A 17,225-nucleotide genomic window follows, 5' to 3' on the forward strand; every position below is an offset into this window, starting at 1 on the left:
AAATCTGTTCGTTGTCATCTTACAATTTTATTCTTGAAGCCCTATTCTATGCAGCTTCATATTAAATTGGTATAACACTCGCAGCTAATGCCCGCATCCCTCGATTCGTACCAGTCATAACTCGCAACAACTGCAAACTTCGCACAGCCCGTGCTGTTTTGAATGCTCGCACAACTCGTACAATCCTCAAGGTACGCAAAGCAGGCAACAGCAGAGACAAAGCCGTTATCCAATGGCTTTTGATATAGGAAATTTTGCGGGGAGCCAAGGCAAATTTAACTAGAAAATCTGCAATAAAGATAATCCAAATAGTAGTGCTAACGACTTCTAGCACTGGGCTTAATCCCCAAATTAATTCAATAGTAAAGAGGGCTAGCCACACAAAGGCCAGCACCAGCATGGGAGCTTCCAGCCAATCTTCTAGCTGTTGGAAAATCTCGCTTTGCTCTTGTTCTATGGCTTGTTTTTCTGCCAGGTTGGGGGTCTTCATCTACCTACCAAATCATTAGAAGTTGTCTTTTACGCTGCATTTTAGCATAAGCTTTCGCCAACGGCACAGCAGTAAAGCCGTGGGCGATTATTGACGCGCAAATAATTAGGCTACTAATGACCCAAGCTGACTCTAATCCGGTTTTACGTAGCGCCAGCATGGCATAGAAAATCGCTGCCCCACCGATAGGACCAAACCCTCCTAAAAACAAAGTATCTTGCCAGCTTTTTAGCTGACCCAGCTCATGTGGGCGAAGACAGCGCAATTAACTACAAACCCTTGTTTAATTCATTCGCACTCTAACGCCCTTCCCTCTTCACGTCCAACTCTTCACGGCGCAGTGTTTCCGTTGCTTCAACAATCTCCGTTTCAACTTCTTTCCTGATGTTAACTTCTTCGCGCACGAAAGCTTCTTTTTTGAGATCAGCAGTTTCTTCGTAAACTTCCATACGCATCACCTTTTCCTGCTTGAAAGGAGTATCCCGATTTACGGGCGCACCTGCGTTTGTGGGAGTCATACTCTCAATTACAACTCGCTCTTTTTCTGTGGGAATTGAAACTCGTGCCGTGTCGGTTTCTACTCGCTTGCCAATTGCTACCTCGCCAGTTTTGTGACGGCTTTTATCTGCAACCAGTCGTTCTTCGTAGAGTCGGAATTTGTGATGCTCGCGCTCGTTCATCTGATACAATTGAGGCTCTTGTTCGTAAGTGTAGGTGTTGCGGTCATAACCAGCACCCCTAGCTTGGTTAGAGACTGAACGTGGCATAGAAACTGGTGCAGATGCCTCTAAAGGCAAGGATGCTTCTACAGGTGCAGACCCTTCTACAGTTAGAGTACGATAAACACCCCGCACTTGTTCTTCATAATCGTAATCAACTACCATCCCATCCTCATACCTGGGTAGTGTTTCTGCTTGGTCTTTACTCCTCAAACCCGTCGCGTAGATGCGTTCTGCACCAATATCCACTCGACAAAGAGCAACTGGAACTAATACCTTTTTGCCAAATATCCAGAAACCCGTGTCAACCACAAAATATCGGAAACGCCCTGTCTCATCAACTAGCGCGGTATCGATGGAGCCAATCTTCTCATCTGTATTTCCAGCATAGATATCCAGACCTTTGATATCTTCGCCATTAAAAGCAGCTTCGCGGTAGTTGGGATTAAAATCTTCAATTTTGTAAAGTAACATAGGAGTCCTTCCGTTTCTATCTACATCAACTTATGCCCCCATTTTAGATAAAACTCAACTTTGAGGCTTCCTTCTTATGAAGGATTAAATGAAACAGAATAATACGATGAGTATATGAATTTTAATTTTTTTATCTCTTGGGATAGATGAATTTTCATCTTTTCTCCAACTTCGGCATCCTCAAGTTTCACAATTTGAACTTTGAACAACTTTGCTTTGATTATGTTACTCCCTATGTTTAAATATCATTATAAATATATGATGCAATCCTGCCTCTTTAGCAAGAAATTTTCCATAACTGATGACTAATGACTAATGACTAATAAAAACAAATTCCCCGGCCTAACCGGGGAAGGAAAAATATTAAAAAAAGTAATGTTGTTTTAATAAATTGAATTTGCCAAAAAGCGGCGATAAATTAGTAGCAGCGCTTGTTGATTTGAGAGCGGACGCCGGGGCGGGCATTCCTGTGCAGATGCCGCACCCGATCGCATTTTCCAGTCTCAAGAAAACAGTTGCATTCATATTTGAGCACCAATTAAGCTTGGCTGCTGTTGCGAGTCTGGCTAGCCAGCTCCAACAGTTGCGCCCAGCGTTTTTGGACTTGTTTGGGAGTGCATTTGAGCGCGGTGGCGATCGCCTTGTCGCTTTCTTGATTCCGCTTCATTTCTAACAGTTGCTGCATTTCGGGCGCAAGTTGAGCGCGAAATGCTTCCCATTTGTCCGAAGTCATTCCCAGCTTTTGATCGACATCAGCGCCCAGCCATTCGTGAACGAGTTTCCAATTTTGAGTGCGGGCAAATTTTTCGACGTGGTACTTAAACCGCTGTTGCAAGTAGTCGCGCTGCCGGGAAGACAAACCGAGCACGCGGTCAATTTCCGAAGCCGAAAGGTCTTGCAATTTTAAAGTTAAGTAATTTACGCATTCTGGCTGATTTTGGGCTTCCAGATAGGCGATCAATTCCGAGACTACTCGATCACGCAGCACAGCATCAGCCGGATCGACAGTTTCCGATACCATTTGCTCACGCACTTGTTGCAGCGCCGGAGAGCGGCTGTACATTTCCGCTTCTTCTCCCTTGCCGGATTCTACAGCCATTTCAATGTCGATCGCAGTTTCAGGAGGTTGACCCTTGGCAAATCCTTGAGCGCGCAACACGATCAGGCGTTGGCGGTTGCGGCCGGGCAAACCAATTTGGCGCTTGGCGTAGTGTTCGGTGAAAGCCATGTACTCAGCTAATTCTAACTGCGTGCGGGGCTGGTAGGTGGCATCGAGTTGGTGTTCGCGGCGGAAAGCTCGCAGAGATTCGATGTAAAAGCCTTGCAAAAAGTCTTCAATCATGTTGTAGCGAGCTTGGAAGTTCAAGTTCGATCGGAAAGAAGCAACATGGCGATAAATCATAGCCGCGAGGTGGGAGTGCAGTTCGACGCGGCCTTGTTTGGAACCGAGGTGGTAGTATTGCAGGATTTTTTGCAACCTGTGCTCGGCCAAGGTGATTTGCCAAGCTTCAACTTCGCCGGAAATTTGGATGCGATCGCTTTTTTGGCAAATCCGTTCGACTTCCTTAGCAATCCGCATCGCCACTGCTTGAGCGCTGCGGCTGGAAGTTTTCATTTCCGCTTGCAATTCTTTGAGGGCGAAGTTAGCCAAAGCGAGGATATCGATGCTTGGAAGAGAATTGATTTCGGCGGTTTGTTCGCTGGATGCAGCCGGAATGCTGTTGATGTCAGAAGCGGTGTTGCAGTTGACGGTGTTGGTGGCAGTTTTGAGAGTCATGGCGTTTATAGGCTGGTAGGGCACAGCGGGTGTGCGAGGACATTTGTCAGAGAGTGAGGTGGCAGTTGCTGGCAGTTTCGCTTGCTGTGCTGATTCAACTCTCTATACATTGAATGTTACGGAAGTAGAGATAACCGCAGTGATGCCAGTGTTCCACTCTCTCATCCAACAGTTTTTGGCTGCTGAATCTGATTCTAAGCGCTGGCTGTGGAAGATTGGTTTTATTGCCGTTAAAGCCTTACTGTACAAGCATTCTGAGCTGTTAGTCGGGTAGGGCGATCGCGAGGAAAATTGAGGGTGCTGCCAGGCCGCTGAGTGGACAATCTAATAACTGGCTATTTGAGGCGGTTTTGGCCGTTAGAGATTGTGGAATCGAGACTCGGCAGAGTGTAGCTAACTGCAATGTATTCTGAAGCTACGGCACAGTAATTCGGAAACCCGGTTAATCTGGAAATTTGATCTTATCCAAGAAGGAAGAAGGAATAAGAAAGAAGCACAGAGAGCTTTGTTGGCAAACAATTCACCCAGATTCTTTCTCTAATACCAAAGTCACCGGTCCGTCATTCTCGATCGAGACTTGCATCTTCGCTCCAAACAAGCCTGTTTCGACTTTTAAGCCGCTCTGGCGCAACTTTTCGACAAATTTATCATAAAAAATTTCCGCTCTTTCAGGAGCCGCTGCTTTGTCAAAGGAAGGTCGCCGACCTTTGCGGCAGTCCCCGTAGAGCGTAAACTGACTCACAACCAGCAACTCGCCGCCGATGTCTTGTACGGACTTGTCCCAGCGCCCGGTATCCGTTGCCGAGTCGGGAAACAAACGCAATTCCATACATTTGCGAGCCATCCAATCGAGTTCTGCTTCGGTGTCGGTGTCTGCAATACCTACAAGCAAGTTAAGTCCGCAGCCAATTTGGCCGACAATTTGACCGTCTATTTCGACTTGAGATGATTTGACTCGCTGGATGATGACTCGCATTGGAAATTAGAAATTCTTAAATTTAAAACTAAAAATCAAAAGGTAAACTTCCCTTTTTAAGAGGAATTATGAAAAAAAACCCGGTTTCTCGGATAAATCTTGGTTTTAACCGCGAAGTCTCGACGAAAAAACCGGGTTTCTAGCCAGCGCACGTCTGTTCTGTTTAATTTTCAATCTTTAGTTTTTCCCAAAACCTTTGCCGCGATTGGTTGAAGGCATACAAAGACAGTTTTCGAGTTGCGATCGTAAAGTCTCGGTATCCAAACCCTGACCAATGAGAACAAGCTGGTTTTTGCGATCGCCTTTCCACTCGTCGTCATCCATTGAAAATCGCTTACCGCTCAAGTGAAAAATATGCCGTTTGGGACTTTCTTCAAACCACATAATCCCTTTCGCGCGAAACACATTTGTTGGCAGTTGTTTGTCTAAGAAATATTGAAATTTTCTCAGAGAAAACGGCTTGTCGCTTTGGAAAGAAATTGAGGTAAATCCGTCATTTTCTAAATGGTCGGAGTGGTCGTGATGGCTGTGGTCGTGATGGTCGTGATGGCTGTGGTCGTGATGGCTGTGGTCGTGATGGTCGTGATGGTCGTGATGGTTGTGATGGTCGTGACTGCTAGCAGTTTTTTCCGATTGGAAATATTTGTCCGATTCAAACAATCCGACGCTGAGGACTAGCGGCAGGGGAACTTGCGATTTTACTGTTCGCAGAATTCGAGCACCTTCTTTGACATCGCGAATCTTAACTTCTAACAAATCTAAATCTGCTTCTTCAACCAAATCTGTTTTGTTGAGGATAATTATATCGCCGTAAGCTATTTGACTGTAAGCTGCTTGAGAGTTGAACAAATCTAAGCTGTAGTTAGCTGCGTCTACTACGGTCACTATCGAATCGAGACGAGTTAGGTCGCGCAGTTCTGTGCCTAAAAAAGTCATCGCTACTGGCAGCGGGTCGGCGAGTCCGGTTGTTTCGACTACCAGATAATCGAGATTTTCTTGACGTTCCAGAACTTTGTAAACTGCATTAACTAAATCTTCATTAATTGTGCAGCAGATGCAGCCGTTGTTCAGCTCAACCATGTTGTCGTCGGTGGTGACAATCAGTTCGTTGTCGATGCCGATTTCGCCAAATTCATTTACCAAAACTGCTGTTTTCAAACCCTGCTGATTGGTCAGGATGTGGTTGAGCAGGGTTGTTTTGCCGCTGCCGAGAAATCCTGTAATGATTGTAACGGGCAATCCGTGTTTGGGAGCGTCCATCGCCAGTTCTGTCTCGGACTGAGTTGTAGATTGCATAGCTTGAATGTCAAATAATGTCGATCGCAATTTCTTTGTGGTTCTTATTGTATCTTAATTAGGACAAGGCCTCGTAAACCCAGTGTCTCGGAGAAATGTTGGGTTTGATGGCATGGTATCTACGCATCAAACGGCAACCAGCCCGAGAGTGCAAAATAAGTGCGCCGCTAATTATCGGCAATTGCTAACGCGGTCGATCGCACTTTTTTATTTTTTGGATAATTTTTTTGTTCAGAGTACCTGTGGCAGTTTGCCTGCAACCAGTTTTCCCGGTAAACTCAGCAGCGACAAATTTGGGACAGACTCAAGCTGAGTGCGATCGGCAAATCCCGCTAATCTATAGAACCCATTTGAGATCTTTTTACGCGGTGGCTCGTCTTCTAAGCATCAGTCTGATAAAGCAAAGCTTGAGTTTGGCATTTGAACGAGCGAGTGTGCGATCAAAGTTTTTGACGCCAGCTTTTGCATCTTTCCACCCAAGCGTTGGAACCTTCTCTTCCCCCATCTAGCCGCCGAGGGCACAAATTCAGATTGCCGTTTAGCGTACTTTTCGGCTTTTGATGGCGGGGCTGCGAGTTCAAATTTAATCTTAGCCATAATCTGAGGAGAAATCTCCTCCAAGGCAAGAGTTGCGTTTCTCAGGGTGGTACCCGTTGTCTAACAAGATGGTAGTTTTGGGAAGTTCGGCAGGTTGAGATGTGAAGTAATCGATGTTTTGAGAAAGAATTTCAATCAGCTTGCAGATCATCAGATAAGCTAGCTTTGGTACAGTGGGTAAATAAGGGAAAGCCAAGTATATCGACAGCTAGATGTCTTTTGATGTTAAAGGGTGCATTTGTAGAAACAAAACCCTTTAGACTCCTCACTAGCGTAGAAGCGTGTTTTTCTCGCATGAGTGAGTCAATCATTATTAGGGTGGTCCACTGCGGTTTTTTTGGACTTGTTAGCGCAGCTTACTATGTAACTCGGTCATAATCCGATCAAGTACACAGTCCTCACACCAATTTAGGTAATGCCAGAAGATAGTAGAATATTGTGGTAGAGCTCTGGGAAAGTCTGACGAATTACAACCGTTCTTGAGTTGATAAAATATCCCCGAAAAGGATTGGCCGCGCAAGTCCACACCGGAGGTTGGGTTTTCTTCTTTTGGAACAGTAAGGGCTCAATAATTTCCCACTCTTTGTCGCTGACATCGCTGGAATAACCCATTTTAAACCCCAATCTGATTAAATTTACCTCTTTTTGTCCATTTTACTCGATAGCCCCGGGAGCATCCCACTGTTGCAGCCAAGCTAGAAATTGGAGTTTGGAGGCCACAGACTGTCAGGCGCGAGGCTGCGAGGAAAGAGGAAGAAAGAAGGAGCCATTGGAGGCAGGAGGCAGGAGACAGGAGGAAAGAGGAAGAAGGAGGAAGAAAGAAGGAGCCAGAAGAAGTGTTTTTACAAATATGAGATGCTCCCCTCGCCCAAAAGATGTCAAGTTGATTCTATAAGCGGTAGTCTTCGATTGTAATGGGGTTGAGATATTTTTGGTGGAGTGTGTGCGATCGCCTTTAAATTTGAGCCAGAACGATCGCCCGATCTACTAAATACAACAGTCTGTTAACAGATCCGAGGTGATAACAGCCTCCCTGCCACTCCACCAACCAACGCCACATCTAACTCAGCCATTGTTGCTCTCCGTGAAAAAGAGAAAGTGACTCGCAACTTGCTAATGCGACTGGTCGTTGGAGGTAGGACATTAATTGTTAGCGTTGGTGTCGATTTCCGCTACCAAGTGGTGCGGGATTTGACGCTATAAAACTTGAACCGCAATGCTTTTTTAGAAGTCCAACCGAAGCCGATATTTTTCCTGTTTATTGCAGATAAAATCTGGTGCCTCTAAACCAAGTTTGGGAACTCTCAGGCCTGTACCCTATCTTTACTGTTTTGAACGCTATGCTGTCGAAGTCCACAATTGCTGCGCCTAAAGGCTTTAGTAAGGTTCCCCTGCGAACTGGTCTGGTTGTTCCATTCATCCTGCAAATCTTCGCGGCCGTAGGATTAACAGGGTATCTGTCGCTGCGAAATGGACAAAAAGCAGTGAATGAACTAGCGACTAACTTACAAACGGAGGTGAGTAACCGTGTGGATCAGCACCTCGACAGCTATGCCGCTGCAACCCGCTATTTGACGCAAATCAACGGCGAGCAAATTGACCTGGGATTGCTGAACTTACAGGATGCCGATCGCCTGGCTCAATTCTTTGCAAAGCAGGTAAAAACCTACAAAGTTGGCTATATCCTTTACGGGTCTAAAACGGGGGACTTTATCGCTTCGGGATATTACCGCGAGTCAACCATTCCGAACCACGGCAATCCTGACATTAGCCTGGTGCTACCGAAGCGGTACGGCAATCCTGATTTGTACAACTACATTACGAATGACCAAAGCCAGCCAACTAAAATGTTTGAAATCACCAAAGCGTATCAGTTCCAGAAAGAAGGCTGGTACGCCAAAGGTGTCGAGACGGGCAAGCCCGGGTGGAGCGAGATATATCAATGGGAGACTAATAACTACCCGTTGTCGATCGCCACGAGTCGCCCCATCTATGACAAGAATGGTCAGTTGATGGGCAGCGTGGGGGTCGAGCAGCGCCTTTCGCAAATTAGTGACTTTTTACGTGAAATTAAGGTTAGTCAATCCAGCAAGGTATTCATTCTAGAGCGCAACGGATTAATCGTTGCCAGCTCTAGCGATGCGCCGGTGTTTTCAGTGACCAACGGCAAACCTCAGCGACTGCGGGGCTTTGAGAGTAAGGACGCCCTAATTCAAGCCACGTCCAAGTATCTCGGCGATCGCTTCGGCGATCTGAAAACCATTCAAACCATCCAGCGCCTAGACTTTGAGATCCAGGGTGAACGGGAGTTTGTTCAAGTAACTCCCTGGCAGGACGAATGGGGATTGGACTGGCTCGTAGTCGTCGCCATGCCGGAATCAGATTTCATGGGACGAATTAATGCCAATACAGTCAACACGATTTGGCTGTGTTTAGGCGCATTAGGACTGGCAACCGTTTTGGGTATCTACACCTCGCGCTGGATTGCTCGACCCATTTTGCTGCTGAGTCACGCATCGGAAGCGATCGCCGAAGGAAAACTCGACCAAAACGTCGAAACCTCTGGCGTTAAAGAACTGGGTGTACTGGCTCAATCTTTTAACCGAATGGCGCAGCAGTTGCGCGATTCCTTCACCGCCCTAGAGCAAACTAACCAGCAGCTTGAACAGCGAGTTGAAAAACGCACCGCCGAACTCAAGTATGCAAAGGAAGCTGCAGACAATGCCAACAAAGCAAAAAGCGAATTTCTCGCCAACATGAGCCACGAACTTCGCACTCCTCTCAACGGTATTTTGGGCTATGCTCAAATCCTCAACCGCAGCAGCGCATTGCCAGCGAAAGAACGTCATGGGGTAGAAATCATTCACCAGTGTGGTTCTCATTTGCTGACGCTGATTAACGATGTGTTGGACTTGTCCAAAATTGAAGCCGGCAAATTAGAACTCACACCTAAAGGGATTCACTTTCCCTCATTCCTCCAAGGTGTCGCTGAAATCTGCGGCATTCGTGCCGACCAAAAAGGCATTAACTTCTTTTACCAGCCCGATCCGCAGTTGCCTGAAGGGATTTTTGCCGATGAAAAACGGCTGCGTCAGGTGTTACTCAACTTGGTGGGAAATGCGATTAAATTCACCGACAAAGGTTGTGTCACGCTCAAGGTTGCCGTAGTTGAGAATCATCCCAATCCGTCCACTCACTCTTTCAAATTTCAAGTTGAGGATACGGGCGTAGGAATTGCGCCCGATCATTTGGATAAAATTTTTCAGGCTTTTGAACAAGTGGGCGATCGCCAGCGCCAAGTAGAGGGTACGGGTTTAGGATTGGCGATCAGCCAAAGGATTGTCCAACTTATGAACGGAAAAATCCAAGTTAAGAGCCAACCCGGAGTCGGCAGTGAGTTCTTTTTTGAGGTGGAAATGGCGATCGCCACCGATTGGGCCGAGCAAAACTCTCTCACAACAGGAAAACAAATTATTGGTTACGAAGGACAACGACGCAGCATTCTTGTTGTAGACGATCGTTGGGAAAACCGAGCCGTTCTCGTCAACTTGTTATATCCACTAGGATTCCAACTTACTGAGGCCGAAAATGGACAAGAAGGATTGGAAAAAATACGACAGTCTCAACCTGACTTAGTGATTACAGACTTGGCCATGCCAGTCATGGATGGCTTTGAACTGCTCAAACAGGTTCGCAGTGCAAATGAGTTGCAACACCAGAAGATCCTTGTCTCTTCTGCATCAGTATCACAAGCCTATCAACAGATGAGTTTAGATGCAGGGGGAAATGATTTCCTGGCCAAGCCAGTGGAAGTCAGTGAATTATTTAACCTCTTAGCCACTCATTTGGAATTAAAGTGGAAATATGAAATGACAGCCTCAAACGACTCTGGGGCATCCACTCTAACGACTGCATTAGATAAGCCTGAAGGGATTATTCCTTCGACTTTAGAGTTAAGGGCGTTACTACAACTGGCAGAGCAAGGCAACTTAAAACGGCTACGAGAACACACAGAGCATCTTGCTCACTCTAACCCTCGCTACGCTGATTTTGCATCACAAATTCTTCAGCTTGCCAAGCAATTTAAAGACGAAGAAATTGAAGAGTTGCTACAACAACACCTCACAGAGAAAAAAGCCGATGTCTAGTCCTGAATTAATTCTGGTGGTGGATGATACCCCTGCAAACTTAGAAGTGGTTTGTGAAACCTTAAGTGATGCGGGGTACGAAGTAGCAACCGCAATCAACGGCGATCGCGCTCTAAAGCGAGTCCAAGTTTATCCTCCCGATCTGATCTTGCTCGATGTTCAAATGCCAGGAATTGACGGCTTTGAAACCTGCCAACGTCTGAAGGCAGATCCCAGGACAGCCAGCATTCCGATCATTTTTATGACCGCTGTCTCCGATGCCGATAGTAAGGAGAAAGGATTTGACTTGGGTGCTGTGGACTACATCACAAAACCCTTTCAAGAAAAGGAGATGCTAGCACGGATAAAAACTCATTTGCAGCTACGGCAGTTAACGAAAAATCTCGAACAGCGTGTAGCTGAGCAAACGGCTGATTTAGAAGCCGCCTTCACACAACTGCAACAGTCTCAGTGTCACTTAGTCCACACCGAAAAGATGTCTGCTTTGGGCAATTTAGTGGCGGGTGTCGCGCACGAGATTAATAACCCGCTTGGCTTTATTGCGGGCAATCTGAATCCTGCTCAGGACTATATTAAAGACCTCTTTAAACTGATCGCTCTCTACCAAAAAGAACTCCCTTATCCAAGTAGCACGCTTCAGGCATTCGTGGAGGAAATAGACTTGGAATACTTACAAGAGGATCTACCCAAATTAATCGATTCGATGCAAGAAGGAGTCGATCGCATTCGCACAATTAGCACCAGTTTAAGAACCTTCTCGCGTTCGGATTGCGAACTCCCAATTACTTGCAATATCCACGACGGCATTGACAGCACGCTGTTGATTCTCAAGCATCGCCTCAAAGCCAACGAATGTCGCCCGGAAATTCAAGTCATCACAGACTATGGCGATCTGCCAGAGGTAGAATGCTTTGCCGGACAATTGAATCAGGTATTTATGAATGTGCTGGCAAATGCGATCGATGCCCTTGAGGAATCAAATCAAGGACGCAGTTTTGCTCAGATCAAAGCCAAACCCAACCAGATTACTGTCAAAACCCAATTGTCGGAATCTCAGGTAGTGATCCGAATTCAGGATAATGGGATTGGGATGACGGATGCGGTGAAGCCAAAAATATTTGAGCATCTGTTTACCACTAAAGGCGTGGGGCAAGGAACAGGCCTAGGATTGGCGATCGCTCATCAAATCGTAGTCCAGAAACACTCTGGAACTTTAGAAGTCAACTCAACTTTAGGTGAAGGTACAGAGTTTGTGATTTCAATTCCGCTGAAGGCGATCGCGGTAAAAGACATTCAGGCAAAGATTTGCGTTGACGCAGTATAACAAATCTTTGCAGCGGTGGCATAAAGATGATTGATATAGCCCCTTCAAACCATCCAAACTATTGATATAGTAGTACGCGGTGCAAAAAACGGTAAACCATGACAGCCACAAATCTCGTCAATAAATTTGAGTACAAACCCCTATACAAGCCAAATCAATTAATTTGCGGAACGGGGCAAACAGCCATTGTCAGCGGCTGGACAGTAAAAAGTGCGATCGGCAAAAAATTACAACCCAATGAATTTGCTGTCATCGGACAACTATACTCTCCTACTCGCGGTATCAACTTCTTAATTAGAAACTTGCTGTGCAATCCCCACGTCCGCTTTTTAGTAATTCTCAACGCTACCAAAGAAGACCGCAACTCCGGTGCCGCAGCGTGCTTGATCGACTTTTTTCGCAACGGCTTTGAAGCCGGCAAAAGCGATACTGGTAGAGATTGCTGGTTAATTAAATCTTCAATATTTGGCTACATTGATATTGAAATAGCAGCAGAAGCCTTAGAACTATTGCGTCATTCCATCGAATGGAAAGAAGCCATAAATATAGCAGAAACAGTGAATTTTGTCAAGTCTTTTTCCGAAAAAGCAGTGGTTGAACCTTGGGGAGAAACCGTAACTTTTCCATTAGTTGAAATCGTCCCGACTGTACTTCCCGGCCAGAAATACGGACACAGAATCGAAGGCAAAACTATCGCCGAAACTTGGGTAAAAATCATCCACCGAATTAAGACCACCGGCACCTTACGGCCGACTGGTTACGACGGACAGTGGCAAGAATTAATCGACTTAATGGCAGTGATTACAGATGAACCTGCGGAGTTCTATTTTCCCGAACCGAATTACTTACCAATAGACCGTGATTTCCTCGAACAGTACAAACCGCAAATGCTGGAAGATGCCCCATATAGCGAAGGCATTAAATATACCTACGCACAGCGGATGCGGTCATGGTTTGGACGAGATCAAATTGAAGAAGTTATTGCCAAACTAATTAAGGAAATTGACGCAGCAAGTGCTGTAATTAGTCTGTGGGATGCGGGCGGAAATGTTAACAGAAGACCTGACGGTTCATCCGACCACCAGCACAGTGGCAGTCCTTGTTTAAATCACATTTGGGTGCGAGTTGTTGACGGTGAAATATCGCTAACCGCAACTCTCCGCAGTAACGATATGTTTGCGGCTTGGCCGGCAAATGCAATGGGTTTGCGGGCTTTGCAGCAGCACATTCGAGATGAAATTGCGAGGCGTTCCGATTATAATTTGACGATGGGCCCCTTGGTAACGCTGAGTCAATCTGCTCACTTGTATGACGATACCTTTGAAAATGCCGATCGACTCATTCAAACCCAATATGCTAAAATCTGCGAAGATCGAGACTTTTTCGATGCAGCAGGCAATTTTTTAGTTGAAGTAGCCGACAATCAAATAGTTGTCACGCAAACCACCCCGGGCAGCGGCGAAGTTGTCACCTGTTATTCTGGAAAAAACCCTCTCAAGTTAGTGCGAGAAATTTGTGCGGCTTCCCCTGCTATCCAACCCGAGCATATTGGTTATTTGGGAATAGAATTGCAAAAGGCGGCCGAGTGTCTGAAAACCAGCAACCAATACATTCAGGATAGAAAATGAATCTAGAAGAAGAAAGACCGAATTGGGACGAATACTTCTTAATGTTAGCAAAATTGGCCGCTACTCGCTCGACTTGTCTGGCTTTTCCTGTAGGCGCGGTGATAACTAAAAACAGGCAAGTTTTAGCAACGGGTTACAACGGTTCGCCGTCAGGTTCGGCACACTGTACTACTCAAGGCTTTTGCTATCCTGGTTTGAGTAGTTGCGACGCCAGCAAAACTTTGCCCTCAAGGGCGGTTCACGCGGAAGCAAATGCGATCGCCAAAGCTGCTAAACATGGTATATCTACTGCTGGGGCTAGTATTTACGTCACTTTAGAACCCTGCATCTATTGTTTGAAATTAGTTATTGCGGCTGGAATTAGAGAAGTGTTTTACGAAACGACTTTTAACAGCGGAGAAAAAGCTGCTTTGAGAGATACTTTTATCAGTGAAGGTATTGTTGAGTTAAAACAAATTCAGCTATCTGAAGATACAGCAAAAAAGGCAGCTTTGTTTTTGTTGCATCCTACATCTGTGACCAAAAATTTAGTATAGGATCAATCCTCTCCGTGGTTGTCGCAGCCACAGGAAATAACAGTGCTGTGTCGCTATAAATGATATTTATTTGCTGGCCACTTGTAGGATACGGCACTGCCGTATCCTAAATCCCGCGTGATACAAAGGATATTTATTGTACGTCTTGCAAAGACACAGCACTGCCATCTCCTTACAACAAATAGAGAGGGCAATTAACCAAAAACGGCCTGACCAATTGTGAATACCGTGTAGTTCAATCAATCAAACTCATTCACCGCTTGCAAATAGTCGATAGCCGCATCTATCCTCGAAGAATACTTAAAAGCAAACTGATCGAACCAATATCCCTCATCGGAATTTTTATCCAACTTTTTCAGCCAAACCTGAGCTTGCCTAACTTTCTGTCTGTGCGTTTGTACCTCCAACTGCGCCCCCGCGACTTTTTCTGCTGGCTGCGGTTGCTGTGAAGCTAATTCCTGAGCTTGATTTTGCGCTTCGTACTCAGCCTTAAGCGGTTGCTGTGAAGCCACTTCCTGAGCTTTATTTTGCGATTCGTACTCAGCCTTAATTTGAGCTAAATCCTTCTCCGAAGGACTAGCATACAAATTTATATCGGATGTTTTAAATGTTTGATTTGACGGTACTGCAGCTTGTGGCATAGGCGCTTGTGCTTGCACCGGTGTCTGACTTTTCAACTCAGCAATTTTTTGAGATGCTTGATACTCTGCCTTAAGTTCACCTAACAGGCGCTCGATCGATTCCATAACTTAAACCCCCTAAAAAATGCTGCTGGCCCAACTGGCCCCAATATAATCACGGAAACTTCGCCCGCCTCCTCAATCAGTTATTGCATTCAGCAATACCTCTGTCAGGGTCATTCCTTCAATATCATCCATCGTGACAGTATCAACGATATCGAATTTAGCCCCGGCGCTTTGTAGTTCGTCATCCAATATCTTAAGAAACTTAGTAGCTTCCGGCGCATTCCCTACTTGAATGAAAGAAATCGCCAACTCTTCATCTCGATCGAGCTTCCGGGAAGCCTCTATAATCATTTTCATCACTTCTTTGCGATCGTCCGGTTCCCCGTCCGTCACCACTAATATTGTTTCCCCATTTTGCTTGGTCTTACCGGATGCTTTGCGCTCAAAAAAACTGTTCAGAGCGTCTTGCAGCACTGCACCTAAATTCGTAGTTCCCGAAGGTTCGTTTTCTTGGAAAATTTGTACGACTTTAGCGGATGTTACGTTGTCGTAGCGCTTGAAGCGACCGGAAAACACATAAACTGTTATGCCATCAGGATCGAGTTCTTCGCATTTATTCGCCAATGCGATCGTCGATTCTTGCATGAGCGCCCACCGACTTTTACCGCCCATCTGGTCTTTTGTGTACATACTGCCGCTTTTGTCAATAATGATGGTATAATCGCGGTTCTGAAGCATAAGATTTTTCCTGTTAATTAAGTTTTTCCCCAAAATATCAAAACCAGCGAGCAGAAGCTGTTGAGCTTTAGTTGCTCGCTGGTTTTTTTAGTAGATTTGCGATCGAAAATAGCAGAATCTAAGCTGCAACTAAAGCATCTTTAAGTGGCTTCCAGCTAAAAGCTCGATCGCCCCCCATCTCCACTGCTATTTTAACTCGTGGTTCTAACGTCGGCAAAACAGTCAAATACTCAATCTCCTGACTCGACAAAATTTGCCCTTCAATAATCCACAGCACCAATCCTTTTGCTTTCGGTGGCAAATTGTCTAATTGAGTTTTCAACATCGGTGGCACGTAGTATGTATAACCAACCGCCCCTTCGTTGCCAGTAGTTTTCTTGCCCAAATGCGGCGGTCGTACCCCGTGAACCCCCGTTAAATACATCGCCAAATCGCCCAAACCCCGCGCCGAAATCGTGTACCCACCGTAGCCCGCGGCCCTCAGCCGGCGGAGGTAGCGCCCCTCAAATCCTCCCTCTAAAGGAACGTACAGGGCCAGCGACCCCGACTTTTCCAAATCCCGAATCAGATCAGATCCCGTCGTAATCAGTCCCATAAATTTGTGTTTCCTGCTGTATCAAAATTTGGTCGATCGCTGCTTGCGAGCTGGAAATATTATAAATCCTAAAGTTGAGGCGAAAAATTCTCATCGCGCCCTTGACAAACGGCAAACACTTCATGTACTATTGTGAATTGTCGCCGTAAAGGATACTGAGTAGTTTGCTGCTCAAGTCCTGGCACAAACAAGCAAGACCGAGACAAAACTCGGAGATAGAGTCGGTAAAAAGCCGCGAATCTCAACCCTTGCAAGACTTCCACAAGCTCGCTCCCAAATTTAAAACTCAAATTTTAAACACCGAGGAAGGCTGTTGGTTGATAACAGTTAATTGCAGGAACACTGAAATAAATGTTTCTGCACAAGAGCAAGCGGATTGACGTAAATTTCGCAATCCGAAACCTCTTGCGTAAATAAAAGGAAGAAAATCCGTGTCTGTAGGCATTCTTGGCACTAAACTAGGCATGACTCAAGTGTTTGACGCCGAAGGGAGAGCCATCCCCGTCACCGTCATACAAGCAGGGCCTTGTACAGTAACTCAAATCAAAACAAAACAAACTGACGGCTACGGTGCCGTTCAAGTTGGATACAACGAAGTCAAACCAAAGGCTCTCAACAAGCCAGAACTAGGACACCTTGCCAAGTCGGGGGCGAATCCACTGCGCCACTTGCAGGAATACCGATTGGAAGACACCAGTTCATTTGAATTAGGTCAACAACTAAAAGCAGATACTTTTACACCGGGACAAATAGTAGATGTCATCGGTACCAGCATAGGTAAAGGTTTTGCAGGTTTTCAAAAGCGCCACAACTTTAAACGAGGCCCCATGTCTCACGGTTCCAAGAACCACCGCGAGCCTGGATCGATCGGGCCTGGAACTACTCCGGGTCGCGTTTATCCTGGGAAAAGAATGGCAGGACGTATGGGCAACGTTCAAGTCACCGTCCGCAAACTAACAATTGTCCGGGTGGATACAGAGCAGAATTTACTGCTAATTAAGGGAGCAGTTCCCGGCAAAGCTGGCGCCTTAGTCAATGTTGTGCCTGAGAAAAAAGTAGGACGTTAGTCAGTAGTAAGTAGTCAGTAGTCAGCAGTCAGTAGATAGTGGTTGGCCGTTAGTAGCAAGCAATAACTAAGAACTAAAAGCTGAAAACTAAGAGCTGAAAACTAAGACCTGAGAACAGACAACAGACGACAGACAACAGACAACAGACAACTAACAACAGACAACTAACAACAG

The 17,225-nt window shown here is 45.8% G+C and carries 15 protein-coding genes; 6 read left to right on the top strand and 9 right to left on the bottom strand.

Features of this window, described 5'->3' with window-relative positions:
* Positions 1 to 61: 61 nt before the first annotated feature.
* The 3 genes from QUA42_RS20165 to QUA42_RS20175 form a co-directional block, all read right to left on the bottom strand.
* Positions 62 to 490 (bottom strand): hypothetical protein, encoded by a 429-nt coding sequence (locus tag QUA42_RS20165; RefSeq protein ID WP_333139510.1) that lies wholly within the window; start codon positions 488 to 490, stop codon positions 62 to 64.
* 299 nt (positions 491 to 789) lie between these two features.
* Positions 790 to 1,683, bottom strand: a complete 894-nt coding sequence (locus QUA42_RS20170) for a DUF2382 domain-containing protein (RefSeq protein ID WP_333139511.1) — start codon at positions 1,681 to 1,683, stop codon at positions 790 to 792.
* 538 nt (positions 1,684 to 2,221) lie between these two features.
* Positions 2,222 to 3,460 carry a HetZ-related protein gene (locus QUA42_RS20175; RefSeq protein WP_333139513.1) on the bottom strand — a complete coding sequence of 413 codons (1,239 nt, stop codon included), beginning with the start codon at positions 3,458 to 3,460 and terminating at the stop codon, positions 2,222 to 2,224.
* 43 nt (positions 3,461 to 3,503) lie between these two features.
* On the opposite strand from QUA42_RS20175, the gene QUA42_RS20180 reads away from it, so the two are divergent.
* Positions 3,504 to 3,734 (top strand): hypothetical protein, encoded by a 231-nt coding sequence (locus QUA42_RS20180; protein WP_333139515.1) that lies wholly within the window; start codon positions 3,504 to 3,506, stop codon positions 3,732 to 3,734.
* 246 nt (positions 3,735 to 3,980) lie between these two features.
* On the opposite strand, the gene dtd is transcribed toward QUA42_RS20180, so the two are convergent.
* The 3 genes from dtd to QUA42_RS20195 form a co-directional block, all read right to left on the bottom strand.
* The gene (dtd, locus tag QUA42_RS20185) at positions 3,981 to 4,436 is read right to left on the bottom strand and encodes a D-aminoacyl-tRNA deacylase (protein WP_333139517.1); all 456 of its coding nucleotides are present in this window, start codon (positions 4,434 to 4,436) and stop codon (positions 3,981 to 3,983) included.
* 177 nt (positions 4,437 to 4,613) lie between these two features.
* Positions 4,614 to 5,732 (bottom strand): GTP-binding protein, encoded by a 1,119-nt coding sequence (locus QUA42_RS20190; protein ID WP_333139519.1) that lies wholly within the window; start codon positions 5,730 to 5,732, stop codon positions 4,614 to 4,616.
* Positions 5,733 to 6,737: 1,005 nt separating this feature from the next.
* The gene (locus QUA42_RS20195) at positions 6,738 to 6,941 is read right to left on the bottom strand and encodes a hypothetical protein (RefSeq protein WP_333139521.1); all 204 of its coding nucleotides are present in this window, start codon (positions 6,939 to 6,941) and stop codon (positions 6,738 to 6,740) included.
* Positions 6,942 to 7,669: 728 nt separating this feature from the next.
* On the opposite strand from QUA42_RS20195, the gene QUA42_RS20200 reads away from it, so the two are divergent.
* The 4 genes from QUA42_RS20200 to QUA42_RS20215 all read left to right on the top strand — a co-directional run bounded on the left by QUA42_RS20200 (position 7,670) and on the right by QUA42_RS20215 (position 13,965).
* Entirely contained in the window at positions 7,670 to 10,477 is a 2,808-nt protein-coding gene (locus QUA42_RS20200) for an ATP-binding protein (protein ID WP_333139523.1), read from the top strand.
* A complete protein-coding gene (locus tag QUA42_RS20205) occupies positions 10,470 to 11,801 on the top strand; it encodes a response regulator (protein ID WP_333139525.1) in 1,332 nt (443 codons plus the stop codon). The genes QUA42_RS20200 and QUA42_RS20205 overlap by 8 nt, the downstream gene beginning before the upstream one ends.
* 98 nt (positions 11,802 to 11,899) lie before the next feature.
* A complete protein-coding gene (locus tag QUA42_RS20210; protein WP_333139527.1) occupies positions 11,900 to 13,429 on the top strand; it encodes a thymidylate synthase in 1,530 nt (509 codons plus the stop codon).
* Positions 13,426 to 13,965 carry a dCMP deaminase family protein gene (locus tag QUA42_RS20215; protein WP_333139529.1) on the top strand — a complete coding sequence of 180 codons (540 nt, stop codon included), beginning with the start codon at positions 13,426 to 13,428 and terminating at the stop codon, positions 13,963 to 13,965. The genes QUA42_RS20210 and QUA42_RS20215 overlap by 4 nt, the downstream gene beginning before the upstream one ends.
* A gap of 239 nt (positions 13,966 to 14,204) precedes the next feature.
* On the opposite strand, the gene QUA42_RS20220 is transcribed toward QUA42_RS20215, so the two are convergent.
* From QUA42_RS20220 to QUA42_RS20230, 3 genes are all read right to left on the bottom strand, one after another.
* Positions 14,205 to 14,711 (bottom strand): salt stress protein, Slr1339 family, encoded by a 507-nt coding sequence (locus tag QUA42_RS20220; RefSeq protein ID WP_333139531.1) that lies wholly within the window; start codon positions 14,709 to 14,711, stop codon positions 14,205 to 14,207.
* A gap of 72 nt (positions 14,712 to 14,783) precedes the next feature.
* Positions 14,784 to 15,389: a VWA domain-containing protein gene (locus QUA42_RS20225; RefSeq protein ID WP_333139533.1), complete on the bottom strand. Its 606-nt coding sequence runs from the start codon at positions 15,387 to 15,389 to the stop codon at positions 14,784 to 14,786.
* Between the two features lie 118 nt (positions 15,390 to 15,507).
* Positions 15,508 to 15,984: an NAD(P)H-quinone oxidoreductase subunit N gene (locus QUA42_RS20230; protein WP_333059805.1), complete on the bottom strand. Its 477-nt coding sequence runs from the start codon at positions 15,982 to 15,984 to the stop codon at positions 15,508 to 15,510.
* A gap of 431 nt (positions 15,985 to 16,415) precedes the next feature.
* Between QUA42_RS20230 and rplC the strand changes: the two genes are divergently transcribed.
* Positions 16,416 to 17,051: a 50S ribosomal protein L3 gene (rplC, locus tag QUA42_RS20235; RefSeq protein WP_333039608.1), complete on the top strand. Its 636-nt coding sequence runs from the start codon at positions 16,416 to 16,418 to the stop codon at positions 17,049 to 17,051.
* The last annotated feature ends 174 nt before the right edge of the window (positions 17,052 to 17,225 follow it).

Source organism: Microcoleus sp. Pol11C2 (assembly GCF_036701505.1).
GTDB lineage: Bacteria > Cyanobacteriota > Cyanobacteriia > Cyanobacteriales > Microcoleaceae > Microcoleus.

Bases quoted from the DNA above. Each gene is read 5' to 3' on its own strand.
- QUA42_RS20165 (WP_333139510.1), bottom strand. From the start codon at position 490: ATGAAGACCCCCAACCTGGCAGAAAAACAAGCCATAGAACAAGAGCAA.
- QUA42_RS20170 (WP_333139511.1), bottom strand. From the start codon at position 1,683: ATGTTACTTTACAAAATTGAAGATTTTAATCCCAACTACCGCGAAGCT.
- QUA42_RS20175 (WP_333139513.1), bottom strand. From the start codon at position 3,460: ATGACTCTCAAAACTGCCACCAACACCGTCAACTGCAACACCGCTTCT.
- dtd (WP_333139517.1), bottom strand. From the start codon at position 4,436: ATGCGAGTCATCATCCAGCGAGTCAAATCATCTCAAGTCGAAATAGAC.
- QUA42_RS20190 (WP_333139519.1), bottom strand. From the start codon at position 5,732: ATGCAATCTACAACTCAGTCCGAGACAGAACTGGCGATGGACGCTCCC.
- QUA42_RS20195 (WP_333139521.1), bottom strand. From the start codon at position 6,941: ATGGGTTATTCCAGCGATGTCAGCGACAAAGAGTGGGAAATTATTGAG.
- QUA42_RS20200 (WP_333139523.1), top strand. From the start codon at position 7,670: ATGCTGTCGAAGTCCACAATTGCTGCGCCTAAAGGCTTTAGTAAGGTT.
- QUA42_RS20205 (WP_333139525.1), top strand. From the start codon at position 10,470: ATGTCTAGTCCTGAATTAATTCTGGTGGTGGATGATACCCCTGCAAAC.
- QUA42_RS20210 (WP_333139527.1), top strand. From the start codon at position 11,900: ATGACAGCCACAAATCTCGTCAATAAATTTGAGTACAAACCCCTATAC.
- QUA42_RS20215 (WP_333139529.1), top strand. From the start codon at position 13,426: ATGAATCTAGAAGAAGAAAGACCGAATTGGGACGAATACTTCTTAATG.
- QUA42_RS20220 (WP_333139531.1), bottom strand. From the start codon at position 14,711: ATGGAATCGATCGAGCGCCTGTTAGGTGAACTTAAGGCAGAGTATCAA.
- QUA42_RS20225 (WP_333139533.1), bottom strand. From the start codon at position 15,389: ATGCTTCAGAACCGCGATTATACCATCATTATTGACAAAAGCGGCAGT.
- QUA42_RS20230 (WP_333059805.1), bottom strand. From the start codon at position 15,984: ATGGGACTGATTACGACGGGATCTGATCTGATTCGGGATTTGGAAAAG.